An 18,447-nucleotide genomic window follows, 5' to 3' on the forward strand; every position below is an offset into this window, starting at 1 on the left:
AGAAGGAGCAACCATGAGCCTGCCAAATCCCGCCGATCTGATCAGCCAGATGGCGACCCGCCTCAAGGCGCACCTTGCCCAGCGTGATATCAGTGAACCGCGCTACATCGGCATCCGCACTGGCGGAATCTGGGTCGCGCAGGCCCTGCTCAAGGAACTGGGCAGTGATGCGCCGCTGGGCACGCTGGATGTTTCCTTCTACCGCGACGACTTCAGCCAGAACGGCCTGCACCCGCAAGTGCGCCCGTCGGCCCTGCCCTTCGAGATCGAAGGCCAGCATCTGGTGCTGATCGACGACGTACTGATGAGCGGCCGCACCATCCGCGCCGCCATGAACGAACTGTTCGACTACGGCCGCCCGGCCAGCGTGACCCTGGTCTGCCTGCTGGACCTGGACGCTGGCGAACTGCCGATTCGCCCGAACGTGGTCGGCGCGACCCTGTCGCTCGCCCCACACGAGCGGGTAAAGCTGTCCGGCCCTGAGCCGCTGACGCTCGAACTGCAAGACCTGAACCCTTAATCCGCCCTATTGAGAGTCCCCCTCGCGATGACGCCTCTAGACACCAAGCGCCCGCTGCAGCTCAATGATCAGGGCCAGCTGCGCCACTTCCTCTCGCTCGACGGCCTGCGCCGCGAGTTGCTGACGGAAATCCTCGACACTGCCGATTCGTTCCTCGAAGTCGGTGCCCGGGCGGTGAAGAAGGTCCCGTTGCTGCGCGGCAAGACCGTGTGCAACGTGTTCTTCGAGAACTCCACCCGCACCCGCACCACCTTCGAACTGGCGGCCCAGCGGCTGTCGGCGGACGTGATCACCCTCAACGTGTCGACCTCGTCGGCGAGTAAAGGTGAAACCCTGCTCGACACCCTGCGCAACCTTGAAGCGATGGCCGCCGACATGTTCGTCGTGCGCCACGGAGACTCCGGCGCTGCGCACTTCATCGCCGAGCATGTCTGTCCGCAAGTAGCGATCATCAACGGTGGCGACGGCCGTCATGCGCACCCGACCCAGGGCATGCTCGACATGCTGACCATCCGTCGGCACAAGGGCAGTTTCGAAAACCTCTCGGTAGCGATCGTCGGCGACATCCTGCACTCACGGGTGGCGCGCTCGAACATGCTCGCCCTGAAGACCCTCGGCTGCCAGGACATCCGCGTGATCGCGCCGAAAACCCTGCTGCCGATCGGCATCGAGCAGTACGGCGTCAAGGTCTACACCGACATGACCGAAGGCCTGAAGGACGTCGACGTGGTGATCATGCTGCGCCTGCAGCGTGAGCGCATGACCGGCGGCCTGCTGCCGAGCGAAGGCGAGTTCTACCGCCTGTTCGGCCTGACCACGGCGCGCCTGGCCGGGGCCAAGCCCGATTGCATCGTCATGCACCCGGGGCCGATCAACCGTGGCGTGGAGATCGAGTCGGCAGTGGCCGACGGCCCGCACTCGGTGATCCTCAATCAAGTCACCTACGGCATCGCCATCCGTATGGCCGTGCTGTCGATGGCCATGAGCGGGCAGACTGCGCAACGTCAATTCGAGCAGGAGAACGCCCAGTGAAGCTCAGCATTCTCGGCGCCCGCGTCATCGATCCAAGCAGCGGCCTGGATCAAGTCACCGATATCCACGTCGAAGCCTGCAAGATCGTCGCCCTCGGCGCCGCGCCGGCCGGTTTCAGCGCTGTCGAAACCATCGATGCCCAAGGCCTTGTGGCCGCCCCCGGGCTGGTCAACCTGAACGTCGCCCTGCGCGAGCCGGGCTACAGCCGCAAAGGCACCATCGCCAGCGAAACCCGCGCCGCAGCGGCCGGTGGCGTGACCAGCCTGTGCTGCCCACCGAAGACCAAACCGGTGCTCGACACCTCGGCGGTGGCCGAGCTGATCCTCGACCGCGCCCGCGAAGCCGGCAACACCAAGGTGTTCCCGATTGGCGCGCTGAGCAAAGGCCTGGACGGCGAACAGCTTGCAGAGCTCGTTGCTTTGCGTGACGCCGGCTGTGTGGCGTTCGGCAACGGTCTGGAGAGTTTCCGCAACACCCGCACCCTGTGCCGGGCGCTGGACTACGCGGCCACCTTCGACCTGACGGTGATTTTCAATTCACAGGATCACGATCTGGCCGATGGCGGCCTGGCCCACGAAGGCGCGGTCGCCAGTTTCCTCGGCTTGCCGGGCATCCCGGAAACCGCAGAAACCGTGGCCCTGGCCCGCGATCTGCTGCTGGTCGAGCAGACCGGCGTACGCGCGCATTTCAGTCAACTGACCAGCGCTCGCGGTGTGGCCCTGATCGCCCAGGCCCAGGCCCGCGGCTTGAAGGTCACCGCGGATGTCGCGCTGTACCAGTTGATTCTGACCGATGAAGCGCTGATCGACTTCAGCAGCCTGTATCACGTGCAACCGCCACTGCGCACCCGCGCTGACCGCGATGGTCTGCGTGAGGCGGTGAAGTCCGGAGTGGTGTCAGCGATCTCCAGCCATCACCAGCCGCACGAACGCGACGCCAAACTGGCCCCGTTCGGTGCGACCGAGCCAGGCATCAGTAGCGTCGAGCTGTTGCTGCCGCTGGCGATGACACTGGTCGAGGATGGTCTGCTGGATCTGCCGACCCTGCTCGCGCGCCTGAGCGCTGGCCCGGCGGATGCACTGCGCCTGCCGGCAGGCAAACTGGCGGTGGGCGGCGCGGCGGATATCGTGCTGTTCGATCCGAAAGCGTCCACCGTGGCCGGCGAAGGCTGGTTGTCGAAGGGCGAGAACTGCCCGTTCCTCGGTCACACCCTGCCGGGTGTGGTGCGTTACACGCTGGTGGATGGGCGAATCAGCCACCAGGCCTGAAGACAAGCGATAGCAGGCTGCAGTGGCCTGCTATCGCTTGATAGCGATAAACATCATTACTGGAAAAATTCCGCTCAATTTCATTGCTCGCAACACCCCTCTCCCTCGCGCCACTCCCACCGCTATCTTCACCAAGCGGCGTAGGAACCCGGCCACTCGCCATAAAGAAATCTCCGACGCTTTACAGCCCTGTAAAAACAGCTTCGACACAATCAGAAACAGCCTACAAAGTTCTCGTAGGTGACGTTTACACACAGCTATTAATATAAAACCGTCAGAAGGATAACCAACACCCACAAGGATGAGCATATGAAAAATGGACTTACGCTTCCCCCTATTGTCACCAGAGGCACAACAAGTAGTTCTGGCGGCTTTACAGTCGACTCGGGCTTCAAATGGGGAACCTACGCAACAGCAGACTGGCAGGGCGCAGGAGAGGCCATCATCACCAATGACGGTAAAACCTATTCACTGCCTCTGAGCAATGGCCCGGTAATAACCTCAGCAGAAATGGATATGTTCCATGCCTGGCTTGAAATGAAATCCGGAATCAAAGCCTTCACCTACGAACTGCAAATGGTGAGCAAGGCCATTAATAATGACGCCCTGAGTGGAATTCGTGATCTCTGGAGAATAACGGAAAGCGACAATTATTTACTAAGCAACTCCGCCATTATCAGCCACGGCTACTTCAAGAACAAAGTCATCAATTTTAGCCTGGCAGATTCATTTGCGGCGCAGCAAAAACTAAGCGCCATAGAAGCCCTCATCAAAGTCTCCGCGACTGCTCCCTACACTCTGAATTACGAAACACTCACAACCGAGCTTTCCGGAGGCACCTTTAGCCCGATCAAAGCTTTCGCTCATTATCTTTGGGGAAAGGGTGAGAGGATGAGGGTGAACATCAACAATATTGGGCTGAATGTCAGCGCCAATGAATTGCCACTATTGGCAAGCTCTATCGCCAGCACTCGAGAAGCTGGAACTTATTACTTATCTGACCCGAAGATCCCTTACGCGACTATTAATGACAGCAACGTCACCGGAGCTTATCTGGGAAGAATAACGTTAAAGATGGAGGGAAACTTTATCCGGGACAAAACAGGGTCTTGGGTTTTCGATGGCGTTATTCGAGCCTATACTGACACTTACGACTTTGATGCAAGCAACAGATCAACTGCCCTTGAGTTATTAACGACAGCAGGTAGAGTATTTTCCGGAACACATTATGAGATCGATATTTTCGGCGACCATAAAATAAGGCTGAGCGGAACTGGATTTCACCCTGCTCCGTGAGCATCAGTATTTCCACAGACTTCTGCACAATGGAGAGCGAATGAACAGAGCCTGCAAACTGTTAATTTATATATACCCTATTGTTCTCGCACTGACATCTGGCGCAGGGGTACTCATACTCATAAAAAACCTCAGAGCAGAAATATATGATGTAAATCAGGACTCAATCGGCCTTCCCATTGGTGCAACGCTGATTATTTTCCTGACACTGACACTCACGCACCTGCTGCAGATTCTCTTATTACGCTGGGCCTACACCCACTCGCTCGCAGGTCTGTTACTGAAAATGTCAGCCTATTTGATTGCAACAGTATCGCTGGTGATTTTGGTTGACAGGATTGTCTACTGGTCCGAACCCCATCACGCCATCATTGCAATACTTTATGGTGTCACGGCCATTACGTTTGTCGTTTTCCAAATGCAAACCTTCGCGCAATTGAAATAGCACAAATGCAAGACCGGGTGTCGAGGGGGCTTGCCTGCCAGCGTGCGAACTGGCGTCGGCGGTCTGCCCCCTCGCTATCACTTACTGGAAGGCGCCTCTGTTCTGCGCGTTACGCACCGAGACCTGATCATTCAGCGTCCAGAAGTCATACAGCACTCCGACAAAGAACAAACCGCCCGTCAGCAGGTACAGCAAACCGCTGATCCACTTGCCCTGGTACATCCGGTGCACGCCGAACACCCCCAGAAACGTCAGTAGAATCCACGCCACGTTGTATTCGATCGGCCCTGCGGTAAAACGCAGATCGGCCTCGCGATCCATCGCCGGGATCAGGAACACGTCGATCAGCCAGCCGATACCCAGCAGACCGAAGGTGAAAAACCAGATCGTCCCGGTGACGGGCTTGCCGTAATAAAAACGGTGAGCACCGGTAAAGCCGAAAATCCACAGCAGATAACCGATCACTTTGCTGTGCGTATCCTGGGGTTGAGCAACCTGCTGATAGCGGTTCATGAATGGCCTCTTTTGCGTCGATAGATAAATTTTTTCTGCATCTCTGTGACTTTTTTGTGTCGAGCCGACAAGTGGTTCGTGAGCGTTACACCTTGCTCAAAGCCTTGCAGGGCTTGGGTTCTGTCCGACAATTGCGCCAGATTGCCGCTTGTTGGGCGAAATTGACCCCCGGGTTGAATCGACCAACGGCCTCGGAAGGGACAAAAAAGCTGTTATAAAGTTGCGCGCAAACCTTTAAGAGCCACGCCTAATGCGACCATTTTTCAAGACATGGCTAACCATCTGCCTATTAATGCCACTGGCCGCCCACGCCACCAATCGTGAGCAACGTCTTCCCAACGTTAACGGTTTCACCCCTAAATCCCATGCTTCGGCTCCTTCGAGCAAGAGCAGCAAACAAACGAAACACACCACGCTCGCCAGCAAGAATCACGGCAAGCTGGTTCCGCCGATGGCCAACAAGGAAAGCAGCAACGTCCTGAGCCGTGCGGTCAACGTCCTCGGTACTCCTTATCGTTGGGGCGGCAGCAGCCCAAGTAAAGGCTTCGACTGCAGCGGGCTGGTGAAATATGCGTTCAACGACGCCACGTTCGACCTGCCACGCACCTCCAACGCCATGGCTAGCGGTCATGGCGAGAAAGTCGAGCGCAAGGATCTGAAACCGGGCGACCTGATTTTCTTCAACATCAAGAGCCGTCGGGTCAACCACGTTGCCATCTACCTGGGCAACGACCGCTTCATCCACGCACCGCGCCGTGGCAAAGCGGTGAGCATCGACACGCTGAACAAGCCGTACTGGGAACAGCATTACGTGGTTGCCAAGCGTGTGCTGCCCAAAGAGCCTGCCGGCAAGCAGATGCGTGTGGTTCAGCGCTGAGCTGACTGATCCGCACGTTGTATCGCCAGTACTGACCTCATCGCGAGCAGGCTCGCTCCCACATGGAAATGCATTCCAATGTGGGAGCGGGCCTGCTCGCGAAGAGGCCTGTGAAAGCACCGCAAGCCTCCTTCAGAAATTATCCGGCGTACGCGCCTTCTCCCGCGCATGCTCGCGACTGATCAAGCCCTTGGTCACCAGCTCCTTCAGGCACATGTCGAGTGTCTGCATCCCCAACGCCCCACCGGTCTGAATCGCCGAATACATCTGCGCCACCTTGTCCTCGCGGATCAGGTTACGGATCGCCGACGTTCCCAGCATGATCTCGTGCGCCGCCACCCGTCCGCCGCCGATCTTCTTGATCAACGTCTGCGAGACCACTGCCAGCAGCGATTCCGACAGCATCGAACGCACCATCGACTTCTCGTCCCCCGGGAACACATCCACCACCCGGTCGATGGTTTTCGCCGCCGAGGTGGTGTGCAGCGTGCCGAACACCAGATGGCCGGTTTCGGCGGCGGTCAGGGCCAGGCGAATGGTTTCCAGGTCGCGCATCTCGCCCACCAGAATCACGTCCGGGTCTTCGCGCAACGCCGAACGCAGGGCGGTGGCGAAGCTGCGAGTGTCGCGGTGCACCTCGCGCTGGTTGATCAGGCATTTGCGCGATTCGTGGACGAACTCGATCGGGTCTTCGATGGTGAGGATGTGGTGATGGCGATGGGTGTTGAGGTAATCGATCATCGCCGCCAGCGTGGTCGATTTGCCGGAGCCGGTCGGCCCGGTCACCAGCACCATCCCGCGCGGCGCATCAGTGATCTTGCGAAACACGTCGCCCATGCCGAGGTCTTCCATGCTCAGCACTTTCGACGGAATGGTGCGAAACACCGCGCCGGCGCCCCGGTTCTGGTTGAAGGCATTGACCCGAAAGCGCGCCACACCGGGGACTTCGAACGAAAAATCCGTTTCCAGGTGTTTCTCGAAGTCGACCCGCTGGGTGTCGTTCATGATGTCGTAGATCAATTCATGCACTTGCTTGTGATCCAGCGCCGGCAGATTGATCCGCCGCACATCACCATCGACACGGATCATCGGCGGCAGACCGGCCGACAGATGCAGGTCGGAAGCGCCCTGTTTGGCGCTGAACGCCAGCAGTTCAGTGATATCCATAGCGTCCCTCAATTCCAGTAGAATGCCGCGAACCTTCAGACCGCCGGCGCCTCTTGATGTCCACGATAGCAGACAACATCCTTCAGGTTAGTTCGCGCATCCAGGCCGCCACCGCCGCTGCCGGGCGCGTTGAAAACAGCGTTCAGTTGCTCGCCGTGAGCAAGACCAAGCCCGCCGGGGATCTGCGTGAAGCCCACGCCGCCGGCCTGCGTGATTTCGGCGAGAACTATCTGCAGGAAGCCCTGGGCAAACAGCTCGAGCTGGCCGACCTGCCCTTGATCTGGCACTTCATCGGCCCCATTCAATCGAACAAGACTCGCGCCATTGCCGAGCATTTCGACTGGGTGCACTCCGTGGATCGCCTGAAAATTGCCCAACGCCTGTCCGAACAGCGCCCGGCCGACCTGCCGCCGCTGAACATCTGCATTCAGGTCAATGTCAGCGGCGAAGCCAGCAAATCCGGCTGCACCCCGGCCGATCTGCCGGCGTTGGCCGAGGCCATCAGCGCCCTGCCGCGCCTGAAGTTGCGCGGGTTGATGGCGATTCCCGAGCCGACCGAAGATCGCGCCGAACAGGACGCCGCGTTTGCTGCCGTGCAACGCCTGCAGGCCAGCCTGAATCTGCCGCTCGACACACTTTCCATGGGCATGAGCCACGACCTCGAGTCGGCCATCGCCCAAGGCGCCACCTGGGTGCGGATCGGTACCGCCCTGTTTGGTGCCCGCGACTACGGCCAGCCATGAAATGGCTGACAAATCTCTGAATAAGGACCTGACATGAGCAACACACGTATTGCCTTTATCGGTGCCGGCAACATGGCCGCCAGTCTGATCGGCGGCCTGCGCGCCAAGGGTCTGCAAGCCAGTCACATCCGCGCCAGCGATCCGGGTGAAGAGACGCGCAATCGCGTCAGCGCCGAACACGGCATCGAAACCTTTGCCGATAACGCTCAGGCCATCGATGGCGTCGACGTTATCGTGCTGGCGGTCAAGCCACAGGCGATGAAAGCCGTGTGCGAGGCCCTCCGCCCGAGCCTGAAACCACAGCAGTTGGTGGTCTCGATCGCTGCTGGCATCACTTGCGCGAGCATGACCGCGTGGCTCGGCGAGCAGCCAATCGTGCGCTGCATGCCCAACACCCCGGCGCTGCTGCGTCAGGGCGTCAGCGGCCTGTACGCCACCAGCGAAGTGACCGCCGAGCAGCGTCAGCAGGCCGAAGAACTGCTGTCCGCCGTGGGCATCGCCCTGTGGCTGAACGAAGAGCAACAACTGGACGCGGTAACCGCCGTCTCCGGCTCCGGCCCGGCGTACTTCTTCCTGCTGATCGAAGCGATGACCGCCGCCGGCGTCAAACTCGGCCTGCCGCAGGAAGTCGCTGAGCAACTGACTCTGCAGACGGCGCTGGGTGCCGCGCACATGGCAGTCTCCAGTGACGTCGACGCTGCCGAACTGCGTCGCCGCGTGACCTCGCCAAATGGCACCACGGAAGCTGCAATCAAATCGTTTCAGGCCGGCGGCTTCGAAGCCCTGGTGGAAAAAGCACTCGGCGCCGCCGCGCACCGCTCGGCCGAAATGGCCGAACAACTGGGCAAATAAGGAGCCTTACATGATTGGATTGAACACCGCAGCGGTTTACGTGCTGCAAACCCTTGGCAGCCTGTACCTGTTGATCGTGCTGCTGCGTTTCGTCCTGCAACTGGTGCGGGCGAACTTCTACAACCCGTTGTGCCAGTTCGTGGTCAAGGCCACTCAGCCGCTGCTCAAGCCTCTGCGTCGGGTTATCCCCAGCGTATTCGGCCTCGACATGTCGTCGCTGGTCCTGGCGATTCTGGTGCAACTGGCCCTGATGGCCCTGACCCTGCTGCTGACCTACGGCACCACCGGCAACCCGCTGCAGCTGTTCATCTGGTCGATCATCGGCGTGACCGCGCTGTTCCTGAAGATTTTCTTCTTCGCCCTGATCATCAGTGTGATCCTGTCGTGGGTCGCCCCGGGCAGTCACAACCCGGGCGCTGAACTGGTGAACCAGATCTGCGAACCGGCGCTGGCACCGTTCCGCAAGATCCTGCCGAACCTCGGCGGTCTGGACCTGTCGCCGATCTTCGCCTTCCTCGCGCTGAAGTTGATCGACATGCTGGTGATCAACAATCTGGCGGCGATGACGATGATGCCGGAAATCCTGCGCCTGCTGATGTGAGCTGGTTTCGCTGGGACGGGGACGACCTGATCCTCGAATGTCATCTGCAACCGGCAGCCCGCAGCGATGATTTCTGCGGGCTGCACGGTGATCGCTTGAAGATTCGCCTCACTGCGCCGCCGGTCGAGGGCAAGGCCAATGCTTATCTGATGGGCTTTCTGGCCAAGGCTTTTGGGGTCTCGAAGAGCCAGGTCAGTTTGCTCAGCGGTGAGTTGAACCGGCAGAAACGGGTGAAGATTTGCTCGCCGAAGAAGTTGCCGGAGTTGCCTGATCTGATGCGACCAATCTGATGTACCGAGTCGCCCCATTCGCGAGCAAGCCCGCTCCCACAGGGGAATGCATTCCAGGGATCTGACTTCTAAATGCCCTCCCACAGGGGATCGCATTCCCCTGTGGGAGCGAGCCTGCTCGCGAATGGCTGCACCTCGGTCCAGAGCGAACACATCAGGGCCCGATCGTTGCTTGCCGCTAACCCCACCGGTCTTTAGACTTACGCCTCATTTCAACGAGAGCAGGGTCGATGCCAGCTGCCTTTCCCCCCGATTCTGTTGGTCTGGTGACGCCGCAAACGGCGCACTTCAGTGAACCCCTGGCATTGGCCTGTGGACGTTCGCTGCCGGCCTATGACCTGATCTACGAAACCTACGGCACGCTGAACGCGCAGGCGAGCAACGCCGTGCTGATCTGCCACGCCTTGTCCGGGCATCACCATGCCGCCGGCTATCACAGCGTCGACGACCGCAAGCCCGGTTGGTGGGACAGCTGTATCGGCCCGGGCAAGCCGATCGATACCAACAAGTTCTTCGTGGTCAGTCTCAACAACCTCGGCGGCTGCAACGGCTCCACCGGGCCGAGCAGTATCAATCCGGACACCGGCAAGCCGTTCGGCGCCGACTTCCCGGTGCTCACCGTGGAAGACTGGGTGCACAGCCAGGCGCGTCTGGCCGACCTGCTCGGCATCCGTCAGTTCGCGGCAGTGATCGGCGGCAGCCTCGGCGGCATGCAGGCCCTGCAGTGGACCATCACCTACCCGGATCGCGTGCGTCACTGTCTGGCCATCGCCTCGGCGCCAAAACTGTCGGCGCAGAACATCGCCTTCAACGAAGTGGCGCGTCAGGCCATCCTCACCGACCCCGAGTTCCACGGTGGTTCGTTCCAGGAACAAGGCGTGATCCCCAAGCGCGGGCTGATGCTGGCGCGGATGGTCGGGCACATCACGTACCTGTCCGACGACTCGATGGGCGAGAAATTCGGCCGTGGCCTGAAGAGCGAGAAGCTCAACTACGACTTCCACAGCGTCGAGTTCCAGGTCGAAAGCTACCTGCGTTATCAGGGCGAAGAGTTCTCCGGCCGTTTCGATGCCAACACCTATCTGTTGATGACCAAGGCACTGGACTACTTCGATCCGGCGGCGAACTTCGACGATAACCTGGCGAAAACTTTCGAGAACGCCACGGCCAAATTCTGTGTGATGTCGTTCACCACTGACTGGCGCTTCTCCCCGGCCCGCTCGCGGGAGCTGGTGGACGCGTTGATGGCGGCGCGCAAAGACGTCAGCTATCTGGAAATCGACGCACCACAGGGCCACGACGCCTTCCTGATTCCGATCCCGCGTTATTTGCAGGCGTTCGGCAATTACATGAACCGAATCACGTTGTGAGAAAGCCATGAGAGCTGATCTGGAAATCATCCAGGAATGGATCCCCGCCGGCAGCCGCGTCCTCGACCTCGGTTGCGGTGACGGCGAACTGCTGACCTGGCTGCGCGACCACAAGCAGGTCACCGGTTATGGCCTGGAAAACGACGCGGACAACATCGCCGAGTGTGTGGCCAAGGGCATCAACGTCATCGAGCAGGACCTGGACAAGGGCCTGGGCAACTTCGCCAGCAATAGCTTCGACATCGTGGTCATGACCCAGGCTCTGCAGGCCGTGCATTACCCGGACAAGATCCTCGACGAAATGCTCCGGGTCGGTCGCCAGTGCATCATCACTTTCCCCAACTTCGGCCACTGGCGCTGCCGCTGGTACCTGGCGAGCAAGGGCCGCATGCCGGTGTCCGAGTTCCTGCCGTACACCTGGTACAACACGCCGAACATCCACTTCTGCACCTTCGAAGACTTTGAAGAACTTTGTCGCGAACGTGATGCGAAGGTCATTGATCGGCTTGCCGTGGATCAACAGCACCGTCACGGGTGGGCCAGTAAGCTATGGCCTAATCTGTTAGGTGAGATAGGTATCTACCGCGTCAGCAGCCCGGTGCTTGCAGATCATCGGGTCGCGGTCTGAACCACGACATTTCGAGGAGCACGATCATGGGTCGTCTAGCGTTGTTGTTATTAACTGCCTGCCTGAGCGTCACGGCCATGGCAGCCGACGTCATCAAAAGCGAGCGCCAGGAAACCTTCGGCGACGTGACGGTGCACTACAACACCTTCAACTCCACGTATTTGCAGCCAGACATCGCCAAGGCTGCCGAGCTGATCCGCAGCAAGAACCAGGGCGTGATCAATGTCTCGGTGATCAAGGACGGCAAACCGTTGATCGCCAGCGTCACCGGCACGGTCAAAGACCTGACCAGCCAGAGCGTGCCGCTGAATTTCCGTCAGATCACCGAACAGGGCGCGATCTACTACATCGCCCAATACCCGGTGGACCAGCAGGAAACGCGCACCTTTGAAATCAAGGTGCAGAACGGTGACAAGATCAACACCATCAATTTCAACCAAGAACTCTTTCCCGGCGAATGATGAACCTCAAGCAACTCGTACTGGCCAGCCATAACGCCGGCAAACTCAAAGAACTCCAGGCCATGCTCGGCGACTCGGTGCAACTGCGCTCGATCGGCGAATGGAGCAAGGTCGAGCCGGAAGAAACCGGTCTGTCGTTCGTCGAGAACGCGATCCTCAAGGCCCGCAATGCCGCGCGCCTTTCCGGTCTGCCGGCGCTGGCCGATGATTCCGGTCTGGCGGTGGACTTCCTCGGCGGCGCGCCGGGTATCTACTCGGCGCGCTACGCCGACGGCAAGGGCGATACGGCGAACAATGCCAAACTGCTCGAAGCCCTGAAAGACGTGCCTGAAGCCGAGCGCGGCGCGCAATTCGTCTGCGTGTTGGCGCTGGTGCGCCACGCCGACGATCCGTTGCCGATCCTCTGCGAAGGCCTGTGGCACGGGCGCATCCTGACCGCCGCCAGCGGCGAACACGGTTTCGGCTACGACCCGCTGTTCTGGGTGCCGGAACGTGACGTGTCCAGCGCCGAACTGAGCCCGGCCGACAAGAACCAGATCAGCCACCGCGCCCGTGCAATGGATCTGCTGCGCCAGCGTCTGGGCCTGAAATGACCGCCAGCCCCTCTGCGTCGTCGCTGATCATCGGCGGCGCCGCCTCTTCGCCTCGGGCACCGCTGCCGACGCTGCCGCCCCTGGCGCTGTACATCCACATCCCGTGGTGTGTACGCAAATGCCCGTATTGCGATTTCAACTCGCACACCGCCAGCCCGGTGCTGCCGGAGCAGGAATACGTCGACGCGCTGCTGGCCGATCTCGATCAGGACCTGCACGCGGTGTACGGGCGCGAAATCAGTTCGATCTTCTTTGGCGGCGGCACGCCGAGCCTGTTCAGTGCCGAAGCGCTTGGGCGTTTGCTCAAAGGCGTCGAGGAGCGCATTCCGTTCGCCCCTGATATCGAAATTACGCTGGAAGCCAACCCCGGCACCTTCGAACAAGAGAAGTTCGTCGCGTACCGCAAACTGGGGATCAATCGCCTGTCGATCGGCATCCAGAGCTTCCAGCAGCAGAAGCTTGAAGCCCTTGGACGCATCCACAACGGCGACGAAGCGGTGCGCGCGGCCGGTATGGCGCGGCAGGCCGGGTTCGATAACTTCAACCTCGACTTGATGCATGGCCTGCCCGATCAATCGCTGGACGATGCCTTGAGCGACCTGCGCCAGGCGATCGAGCTGAAACCGACGCACATCTCCTGGTATCAGCTGACACTGGAGCCGAACACGGTGTTCTGGAACCAGCCGCCGGTGCTGCCGGAAGACGACACGCTGTGGGACATTCAAGAGGCCGGGCAAGCGCTGCTGGCGGAACACGGTTACGCGCAATACGAAGTGTCGGCCTACGCCCAGCCCGGACGCCCGGCGCGGCATAACCTCAATTACTGGAGTTTCGGCGACTTCATCGGCATCGGTGCCGGCGCCCACGGCAAGCTCAGCCACCCGGACGGACGCATTGTGCGCACCTGGAAAACGCGCCTGCCGAAGGACTATCTGAACCCGGCCAAGAGCTTCCAGGCCGGCGAGAAAGCCCTGGGCAACGACGAGATGCCGTTCGAGTTCCTGATGAACGCGCTGCGCCTGACGGCTGGCGTGGAATCGCACCTGTACCCGGAGCGCACCGGCCTGCCCCTGGAAAGTCTCGCCGAACACCGCAAGGAGGCCGAACAAAGCGGCCTGATGCAGGTCGAACCGTCACGTCTGGCGGCCACCGAGCGCGGACAACTCTTTCTCAACGACTTGCTGCAGAAATTTCTGAGCTGAGCCCACGCCCCAACGGCAGCCCCAAGGAAAAACGCATGGATTTGATACTCGACCTGCTCGCCACCGTGTCCCGCTGGAGCCGCAGCAATCTCTCGGAAATCGCCCTGGCCCTCGTGGGCTGCCTGCTGGTGCTGTTTGGCGCCGACTTCAAAGGCTGGGTCGAACAACGCCTGGGCAGCATCGCCGGCGCCCTGCGCGTACCGCTGATGGCCCTGCTGTGCGTGATCGGCAGTGGCGCAGCGCTGATCTACGCCACGCCGTGGGTGGTCAAGGGCTTGAGCCAGTTCAACAACTACAGCCTGGCGCCGGTGTTGTTGGTGGTGCTGGTGCTGATCGGCGTCGTCGCTGACCGCCGCTGATCTTTTCAGCCGACCCAAAAACAACTGTGGGAGCGGGCTTGCTCGCGAAAGCTATCGATCATTCAACGTTGATGTTGACTGATCCGATGCCTTCGCGAGCAAGCCCGCTCCCACATTGGGTTTTGCGTGATGCTCAGGACTGTTTCTCGAACTTCAGATCCCACACACCGTGCCCAAGACGTTCGCCGCGACGTTCGAACTTGGTGATCGGGCGTTCGGCCGGGCGTGGTACGCATTTGCCGTCTTCGGCGAGGTTGCGATAGCCCGGAGCAACGTTCATCACTTCCAGCATGTATTCGGCGTACGGTTCCCAGTCGGTGGCCATGTGCAGGATGCCGCCAACCTTCAGCTTGCTACGCACCAGCTCGGCGAAGGACGCCTGAACGATGCGACGCTTGTGGTGACGGCTCTTGTGCCATGGGTCCGGGAAGAACAGCATCAGGCGATCGAGGCTGTTATCGGCGATGCAGCGGTTGAGCACTTCGATCGCATCGCAATCGTAGACGCGCAGGTTGGTCAGGCCCTGGGTCAGTACGCCATTGAGCAGCGCGCCAACACCCGGCCGGTGCACTTCAACACCGATGAAGTCCTGATCCGGCGCGGCCGCGGCCATCTCCAGCAGCGAGTGGCCCATGCCGAAACCGATCTCCAGCGAGCGCGGTGCCGAACGGCCGAACACTTGATCGTAATCCACCGGCGCGTCAGCCAGTGGCAGCACGTACAGCGGCGCGCCCTGATCCAGACCACGTTGCTGGCCTTCGGTCATGCGCCCGGCGCGCATCACGAAACTCTTGATGCGGCGGTGTTGGCGCTCGTCGCCCTCTTCCGTCTGGATAGGCGTGTCGTTCGATTCAGTCATCAATGGCTCTTACTTGATCAGACCATCCAGCGGCGAAGAGGCGCTGGCATAGAGTTTTTTCGGCATACGACCAGCGAGGTAGGCCAGACGGCCTGCAACGATGGCGTGTTTCATGGCTTCGGCCATCATCACCGGTTGCTGGGCGTGGGCGATGGCCGAGTTCATCAGCACCGCATCGCAACCCAGCTCCATGGCGATGGTTGCGTCGGACGCCGTGCCGACACCGGCATCGACCAACACAGGAATCCTGGCTTCTTCAAGGATGATCTGCAGGTTGTACGGGTTGCAGATCCCCAGGCCCGAACCGATCAGACCGGCCAGCGGCATGACCGCGATGCAGCCGATGTCCGCCAGTTGGCGAGCGATAATCGGATCATCGCTGGTGTACACCATCACGTCGAAGCCTTCCTTGACCAGCGTTTCCGCGGCTTTGAGGGTTTCAATCACGTTGGGGAACAGGGTTTTCTGGTCGGCCAGCACTTCCAGCTTCACCAGATTGTGGCCGTCGAGCAGCTCACGGGCCAGACGGCAGGTGCGCACAGCTTCGATGGCGTCGTAGCAACCGGCGGTGTTTGGCAGGAAGGTGTAGCGCTCCGGCGACAGCACGTCGAGCAGGTTCGGCTCGCCTTCGATCTGACCGAGGTTGGTGCGGCGCACGGCGAAGGTGACGATCTCGGCACCCGAGGCTTCGATGGCCTGACGGGTTTCTTCCATGTCACGGTACTTGCCGGTGCCAACCAGCAAACGCGACTGGTAAGTACGACCGGCCAGGACGAAAGGCTTGTCGCTACGAACGATGCTCATGGGGAGTCCTCTTTAGGGGTGAGGGTCTTGCAGAATTCTGTGCCCTTGCGAGCCGGGCGGCTAGCCGCCGCCGATGGCGTGCACCACTTCGACGTTGTCGCCGTCGTTGAGCGTGGTCTCGGCATGCTGACTGCGCGGGACGATATCCAGATTGAGCTCGACTGCTACCCGGCGTCCGGTCAGTTCCAGACGGGTCAGCAGGGCCGCAACGGTTTCACCGTCGGGCAGTTCAAGGGATTCGCCGTTCAACTGAATGCGCATGCGCTAGGCCGCCATCATTTTTAGGGGCTGGCATTCTAGCCCGATCAGACTGGGCGACCCAAGCCATTCATCGTGAAATGGACTGCCCGGTCAGCTCAACCGCCAGGCGGCGAGGCCCAGGCACAGCCAGCCCACCAGAAACGCCAGGCCGCCGAACGGGGTGATGATGCCGAGCTTGCTGATGCCGGTGGTGGTCAGCAGATACAGACTGCCGGAGAACAACAGGATGCCGACGGTGAACGAAGCCCCCGCCCAAGTCACCAGCCGCCCCTGAATTTGCGAAGCGAGTAGCGCCACGCCGAACAGCGCCAGGGTGTGCACCAGTTGATAGGTCACGCCCGTGTGGAAGATCGCCAGGTACTCGGGGGTCAGGCGGTTTTTCAGACCATGGGCGGCGAATGCGCCGAGGGCGACACCGGTAAAACCAAAGAAAGCGGCCAGCATCAGAAAGCCACGCAGCATGTGGAACTCCAGTCAGACTCGTTCGGCAGGGTCTGTATAATGGCCCGCTCTATCGGTTCGGCCAAGCCATCTCTATGTTGCGTTCACTTTTGCGTCGTCTCACGAAGGCCCTGCTCTGGTTCGCGGGCGGCAGCGTATTGCTGGTTTTGCTGTTTCGCTTCGTGCCGCCACCGGGGACCGCGCTGATGGTCGAGCGCAAGGTCGAATCCTGGGTCGACGGCGAACCGATCGACCTGCAGCGCACCTGGAAACCGTGGGACGAGATTTCCGATGACCTCAAAGTCGCGGTCATGGCCGGCGAAGACCAGAAGTTTCCCGAGCACTGGGGTTTTGACTTCGGTGCGATCCAGGCGGCGTTGGCCCACAACGAACTCGGCGGCTCGATTCGCGGCGCCAGCACCTTGAGCCAGCAAGTGTCGAAGAACCTGTTCCTGTGGTCGGGTCGCAGCTATCTGCGCAAAGGCCTGGAAGCTTGGTTTACCGCGCTGATCGAGGTGCTCTGGCCCAAGCAGCGAATTCTTGAGGTGTACCTGAACAGCGTCGAATGGGATGACGGTGTGTTTGGCGCCGAAGCCGCAGCCCGCCATCATTTCGGCGTAAGCGCCAAGTCACTGTCGCGTCAGCAGGCGAGTTACCTGGCGGCGGTATTACCTAATCCGCGAGTGTGGAGCGCCAGCCATCCAACCGCGTATGTGTCGCGCCGGGCCGGCTGGATTCGGCAGCAGATGAGCCAGTTGGGCGGCACCAGTTATCTGCTGGGGCTCAATGATTCGCGTCGGGCGCCCTGGGCCGAATAACGCTGAAGATCCCCAGTGGGAGCGGGCTTGCTCGCGAAGGCGGTAGATCATTCAACATTGATGTTGTCTGACACGGCGCCTTCGCGAGCAAGCCCGCTCCCACATTGTTTTTGCGCCAAGCCATAAAAAACGCCCCGATCATCGCTGATCGGGGCGTTTTGTTATGGCCAGCTCGCCGGTTATGCGGCGATCGACAACTTGAGCTTGTTCATCGCGCTCTTCTCAAGCTGACGGATCCGCTCGGCCGACACGTTGTACTTCTGCGCCAGGTCGTGCAGCGTGGCTTTCTCTTCTGCCAGCCAGCGCTGGTAGAGGATGTCGCGGCTGCGTTCGTCCAGCACTTCCAGCGCTTCGTGCAGGTTGTGATTGGAGTTGTCGCTCCAGTCGGCATCTTCCAGTTGACGCGCCGGATCGTACCGGTGGTCTTCCAGGTAATTGGCCGGCGACTGGAAAGCGCTGTCGTCGTCCGCTTCTGCGGCCGGGTCGAAGGCCATGTCATGGCCGGTCAGGCGACTTTCCATCTCGCGCACTTCCCGCGGCTCGACGCCGAGGCTTTCCGCCACACGGTGGACCTCCTCGTTGTTCAGCCACGCCAGACGCTTCTTCTGGCTGCGCAGGTTGAAGAACAGCTTGCGCTGGGCCTTGGTGGTCGCGACTTTCACAATGCGCCAGTTGCGCAGGATGAACTCGTGAATTTCCGCCTTGATCCAGTGCACGGCGAACGACACCAGACGCACACCCATTTCCGGGTTGAAGCGCTTCACGGCCTTCATCAGGCCGACGTTACCTTCCTGGATCAGGTCAGCCTGAGCCAGGCCGTAGCCGGAATAGCTACGGGCAATGTGTACAACAAAACGCAGGTGGGCGAGCACCATCTGCCGAGCCGCCCCCAAATCCTGCTCATAGTAGAGACTCTCGGCCAGTTCACGCTCCTGCTCCGGCGTCAGCAATGGAATGCTGTTGACGGTGTGCACATAAGCTTCCAGGTTCGCACCCGGAACCAACGCGTACGCAGGTTGCAAAGAATTGGTCATGCGAAAAAACCTC

Annotated in this window: 24 protein-coding genes; 17 read left to right on the plus strand and 7 right to left on the minus strand. The window is 60.4% G+C overall.

Translation table 11 applies throughout. The annotated features are described in order from the left end of the window. Positions 1 to 13 precede the first annotated feature (13 nt). From pyrR to AC0J41_RS24615, 5 genes are all read left to right on the plus strand, one after another. Positions 14 to 520: a bifunctional pyr operon transcriptional regulator/uracil phosphoribosyltransferase PyrR gene (pyrR, locus tag AC0J41_RS24595; protein ID WP_025109149.1), complete on the plus strand. Its 507-nt coding sequence runs from the start codon at positions 14 to 16 to the stop codon at positions 518 to 520. Positions 521 to 547: 27 nt separating this feature from the next. Beyond that, on the plus strand, positions 548 to 1,552 hold the full coding sequence (locus AC0J41_RS24600) for an aspartate carbamoyltransferase catalytic subunit (RefSeq protein WP_025109148.1): 1,005 nt from the start codon (positions 548 to 550) through the stop codon (positions 1,550 to 1,552). Then, a complete protein-coding gene (locus AC0J41_RS24605) occupies positions 1,549 to 2,820 on the plus strand; it encodes a dihydroorotase (protein WP_473013827.1) in 1,272 nt (423 codons plus the stop codon). The genes AC0J41_RS24600 and AC0J41_RS24605 overlap by 4 nt, the downstream gene beginning before the upstream one ends. A 309-nt stretch (positions 2,821 to 3,129) precedes the next feature. Next, on the plus strand, positions 3,130 to 4,116 hold the full coding sequence (locus tag AC0J41_RS24610) for a lipid II-degrading bacteriocin (RefSeq protein ID WP_473013828.1): 987 nt from the start codon (positions 3,130 to 3,132) through the stop codon (positions 4,114 to 4,116). A 40-nt stretch (positions 4,117 to 4,156) separates the two neighbouring features. Beyond that, positions 4,157 to 4,561: a hypothetical protein gene (locus tag AC0J41_RS24615; protein ID WP_025109145.1), complete on the plus strand. Its 405-nt coding sequence runs from the start codon at positions 4,157 to 4,159 to the stop codon at positions 4,559 to 4,561. Positions 4,562 to 4,642: 81 nt separating this feature from the next. Here the strand turns inward: AC0J41_RS24615 and AC0J41_RS24620 are convergent, their stop codons facing one another. Continuing rightward, positions 4,643 to 5,074 carry an NINE protein gene (locus AC0J41_RS24620; protein ID WP_025109144.1) on the minus strand — a complete coding sequence of 144 codons (432 nt, stop codon included), beginning with the start codon at positions 5,072 to 5,074 and terminating at the stop codon, positions 4,643 to 4,645. A gap of 250 nt (positions 5,075 to 5,324) precedes the next feature. Here AC0J41_RS24620 and AC0J41_RS24625 point away from each other — a divergent pair, with 250 nt between their 5' ends. Beyond that, on the plus strand, positions 5,325 to 5,951 hold the full coding sequence (locus AC0J41_RS24625) for a C40 family peptidase (RefSeq protein WP_003229112.1): 627 nt from the start codon (positions 5,325 to 5,327) through the stop codon (positions 5,949 to 5,951). Between the two features lie 132 nt (positions 5,952 to 6,083). Here the strand turns inward: AC0J41_RS24625 and AC0J41_RS24630 are convergent, their stop codons facing one another. Then, positions 6,084 to 7,118: a type IV pilus twitching motility protein PilT gene (locus tag AC0J41_RS24630; protein WP_473013829.1), complete on the minus strand. Its 1,035-nt coding sequence runs from the start codon at positions 7,116 to 7,118 to the stop codon at positions 6,084 to 6,086. 56 nt (positions 7,119 to 7,174) lie between these two features. Here AC0J41_RS24630 and AC0J41_RS24635 point away from each other — a divergent pair, with 56 nt between their 5' ends. From AC0J41_RS24635 to AC0J41_RS24680, 10 genes are all read left to right on the plus strand, one after another. Further along, on the plus strand, positions 7,175 to 7,861 hold the full coding sequence (locus AC0J41_RS24635) for a YggS family pyridoxal phosphate-dependent enzyme (protein WP_473013830.1): 687 nt from the start codon (positions 7,175 to 7,177) through the stop codon (positions 7,859 to 7,861). Between the two features lie 33 nt (positions 7,862 to 7,894). Next, a complete protein-coding gene (proC, locus tag AC0J41_RS24640; protein WP_025109141.1) occupies positions 7,895 to 8,713 on the plus strand; it encodes a pyrroline-5-carboxylate reductase in 819 nt (272 codons plus the stop codon). A 10-nt stretch (positions 8,714 to 8,723) separates the two neighbouring features. Continuing rightward, positions 8,724 to 9,314: a YggT family protein gene (locus tag AC0J41_RS24645; protein ID WP_025109140.1), complete on the plus strand. Its 591-nt coding sequence runs from the start codon at positions 8,724 to 8,726 to the stop codon at positions 9,312 to 9,314. Further along, a complete protein-coding gene (locus AC0J41_RS24650) occupies positions 9,311 to 9,604 on the plus strand; it encodes a DUF167 domain-containing protein (protein WP_025109139.1) in 294 nt (97 codons plus the stop codon). Before AC0J41_RS24645 ends, AC0J41_RS24650 begins: the two co-directional genes overlap by 4 nt. A gap of 230 nt (positions 9,605 to 9,834) precedes the next feature. Beyond that, entirely contained in the window at positions 9,835 to 10,974 is a 1,140-nt protein-coding gene (gene metX, locus AC0J41_RS24655) for a homoserine O-succinyltransferase MetX (RefSeq protein WP_473013831.1), read from the plus strand. A 7-nt stretch (positions 10,975 to 10,981) separates the two neighbouring features. Continuing rightward, positions 10,982 to 11,602, plus strand: a complete 621-nt coding sequence (gene metW, locus AC0J41_RS24660; protein ID WP_025109137.1) for a methionine biosynthesis protein MetW — start codon at positions 10,982 to 10,984, stop codon at positions 11,600 to 11,602. A gap of 26 nt (positions 11,603 to 11,628) precedes the next feature. Then, a complete protein-coding gene (locus AC0J41_RS24665) occupies positions 11,629 to 12,063 on the plus strand; it encodes a DUF4426 domain-containing protein (RefSeq protein WP_025109136.1) in 435 nt (144 codons plus the stop codon). Further along, entirely contained in the window at positions 12,060 to 12,656 is a 597-nt protein-coding gene (gene rdgB, locus AC0J41_RS24670; protein ID WP_473013832.1) for an RdgB/HAM1 family non-canonical purine NTP pyrophosphatase, read from the plus strand. The genes AC0J41_RS24665 and rdgB overlap by 4 nt, the downstream gene beginning before the upstream one ends. Continuing rightward, positions 12,653 to 13,858 (plus strand): radical SAM family heme chaperone HemW, encoded by a 1,206-nt coding sequence (gene hemW / locus AC0J41_RS24675; RefSeq protein WP_473013833.1) that lies wholly within the window; start codon positions 12,653 to 12,655, stop codon positions 13,856 to 13,858. Before rdgB ends, hemW begins: the two co-directional genes overlap by 4 nt. A 35-nt stretch (positions 13,859 to 13,893) precedes the next feature. Then, positions 13,894 to 14,217 (plus strand): DUF3392 domain-containing protein, encoded by a 324-nt coding sequence (locus AC0J41_RS24680; protein WP_003229134.1) that lies wholly within the window; start codon positions 13,894 to 13,896, stop codon positions 14,215 to 14,217. Positions 14,218 to 14,350: 133 nt separating this feature from the next. On the opposite strand, the gene trmB is transcribed toward AC0J41_RS24680, so the two are convergent. The 4 genes from trmB to AC0J41_RS24700 form a co-directional block, all read right to left on the minus strand. Further along, positions 14,351 to 15,076 (minus strand): tRNA (guanosine(46)-N7)-methyltransferase TrmB, encoded by a 726-nt coding sequence (trmB, locus tag AC0J41_RS24685; protein WP_016983240.1) that lies wholly within the window; start codon positions 15,074 to 15,076, stop codon positions 14,351 to 14,353. A gap of 9 nt (positions 15,077 to 15,085) precedes the next feature. Further along, positions 15,086 to 15,880: a thiazole synthase gene (locus AC0J41_RS24690; RefSeq protein WP_025109133.1), complete on the minus strand. Its 795-nt coding sequence runs from the start codon at positions 15,878 to 15,880 to the stop codon at positions 15,086 to 15,088. Between the two features lie 60 nt (positions 15,881 to 15,940). Next, positions 15,941 to 16,141, minus strand: coding sequence for a sulfur carrier protein ThiS (thiS, locus tag AC0J41_RS24695; RefSeq protein WP_025109132.1), 201 nt, complete (start codon positions 16,139 to 16,141; stop codon positions 15,941 to 15,943). Between the two features lie 90 nt (positions 16,142 to 16,231). Next, positions 16,232 to 16,603 (minus strand): DUF423 domain-containing protein, encoded by a 372-nt coding sequence (locus AC0J41_RS24700; protein WP_025109131.1) that lies wholly within the window; start codon positions 16,601 to 16,603, stop codon positions 16,232 to 16,234. A gap of 74 nt (positions 16,604 to 16,677) precedes the next feature. Between AC0J41_RS24700 and mtgA the strand changes: the two genes are divergently transcribed. After that, on the plus strand, positions 16,678 to 17,400 hold the full coding sequence (mtgA, locus tag AC0J41_RS24705) for a monofunctional biosynthetic peptidoglycan transglycosylase (RefSeq protein ID WP_025109130.1): 723 nt from the start codon (positions 16,678 to 16,680) through the stop codon (positions 17,398 to 17,400). A gap of 179 nt (positions 17,401 to 17,579) precedes the next feature. On the opposite strand, the gene rpoH is transcribed toward mtgA, so the two are convergent. Beyond that, positions 17,580 to 18,434 carry an RNA polymerase sigma factor RpoH gene (rpoH, locus tag AC0J41_RS24710; RefSeq protein WP_003229146.1) on the minus strand — a complete coding sequence of 285 codons (855 nt, stop codon included), beginning with the start codon at positions 18,432 to 18,434 and terminating at the stop codon, positions 17,580 to 17,582. Between the last annotated feature and the right edge of the window lie 13 nt (positions 18,435 to 18,447).

The organism is Pseudomonas sp. Arb-4-2C, assembly GCF_055755015.1.

Coding starts and splice junctions, on each gene's coding strand:
- pyrR (WP_025109149.1), top strand. CDS start 14: ATGAGCCTGCCAAATCCCGCCGATCTGATCAGCCAGATGGCGACCCGC.
- AC0J41_RS24600 (WP_025109148.1), top strand. CDS start 548: ATGACGCCTCTAGACACCAAGCGCCCGCTGCAGCTCAATGATCAGGGC.
- AC0J41_RS24610 (WP_473013828.1), top strand. CDS start 3,130: ATGAAAAATGGACTTACGCTTCCCCCTATTGTCACCAGAGGCACAACA.
- AC0J41_RS24615 (WP_025109145.1), top strand. CDS start 4,157: ATGAACAGAGCCTGCAAACTGTTAATTTATATATACCCTATTGTTCTC.
- AC0J41_RS24620 (WP_025109144.1), bottom strand. CDS start 5,074: ATGAACCGCTATCAGCAGGTTGCTCAACCCCAGGATACGCACAGCAAA.
- AC0J41_RS24625 (WP_003229112.1), top strand. CDS start 5,325: ATGCGACCATTTTTCAAGACATGGCTAACCATCTGCCTATTAATGCCA.
- AC0J41_RS24630 (WP_473013829.1), bottom strand. CDS start 7,118: ATGGATATCACTGAACTGCTGGCGTTCAGCGCCAAACAGGGCGCTTCC.
- AC0J41_RS24635 (WP_473013830.1), top strand. CDS start 7,175: ATGTCCACGATAGCAGACAACATCCTTCAGGTTAGTTCGCGCATCCAG.
- proC (WP_025109141.1), top strand. CDS start 7,895: ATGAGCAACACACGTATTGCCTTTATCGGTGCCGGCAACATGGCCGCC.
- AC0J41_RS24645 (WP_025109140.1), top strand. CDS start 8,724: ATGATTGGATTGAACACCGCAGCGGTTTACGTGCTGCAAACCCTTGGC.
- metX (WP_473013831.1), top strand. CDS start 9,835: ATGCCAGCTGCCTTTCCCCCCGATTCTGTTGGTCTGGTGACGCCGCAA.
- metW (WP_025109137.1), top strand. CDS start 10,982: ATGAGAGCTGATCTGGAAATCATCCAGGAATGGATCCCCGCCGGCAGC.
- AC0J41_RS24665 (WP_025109136.1), top strand. CDS start 11,629: ATGGGTCGTCTAGCGTTGTTGTTATTAACTGCCTGCCTGAGCGTCACG.
- rdgB (WP_473013832.1), top strand. CDS start 12,060: ATGATGAACCTCAAGCAACTCGTACTGGCCAGCCATAACGCCGGCAAA.
- hemW (WP_473013833.1), top strand. CDS start 12,653: ATGACCGCCAGCCCCTCTGCGTCGTCGCTGATCATCGGCGGCGCCGCC.
- AC0J41_RS24680 (WP_003229134.1), top strand. CDS start 13,894: ATGGATTTGATACTCGACCTGCTCGCCACCGTGTCCCGCTGGAGCCGC.
- trmB (WP_016983240.1), bottom strand. CDS start 15,076: ATGACTGAATCGAACGACACGCCTATCCAGACGGAAGAGGGCGACGAG.
- AC0J41_RS24690 (WP_025109133.1), bottom strand. CDS start 15,880: ATGAGCATCGTTCGTAGCGACAAGCCTTTCGTCCTGGCCGGTCGTACT.
- thiS (WP_025109132.1), bottom strand. CDS start 16,141: ATGCGCATTCAGTTGAACGGCGAATCCCTTGAACTGCCCGACGGTGAA.
- AC0J41_RS24700 (WP_025109131.1), bottom strand. CDS start 16,603: ATGCTGCGTGGCTTTCTGATGCTGGCCGCTTTCTTTGGTTTTACCGGT.
- mtgA (WP_025109130.1), top strand. CDS start 16,678: ATGTTGCGTTCACTTTTGCGTCGTCTCACGAAGGCCCTGCTCTGGTTC.
- rpoH (WP_003229146.1), bottom strand. CDS start 18,434: ATGACCAATTCTTTGCAACCTGCGTACGCGTTGGTTCCGGGTGCGAAC.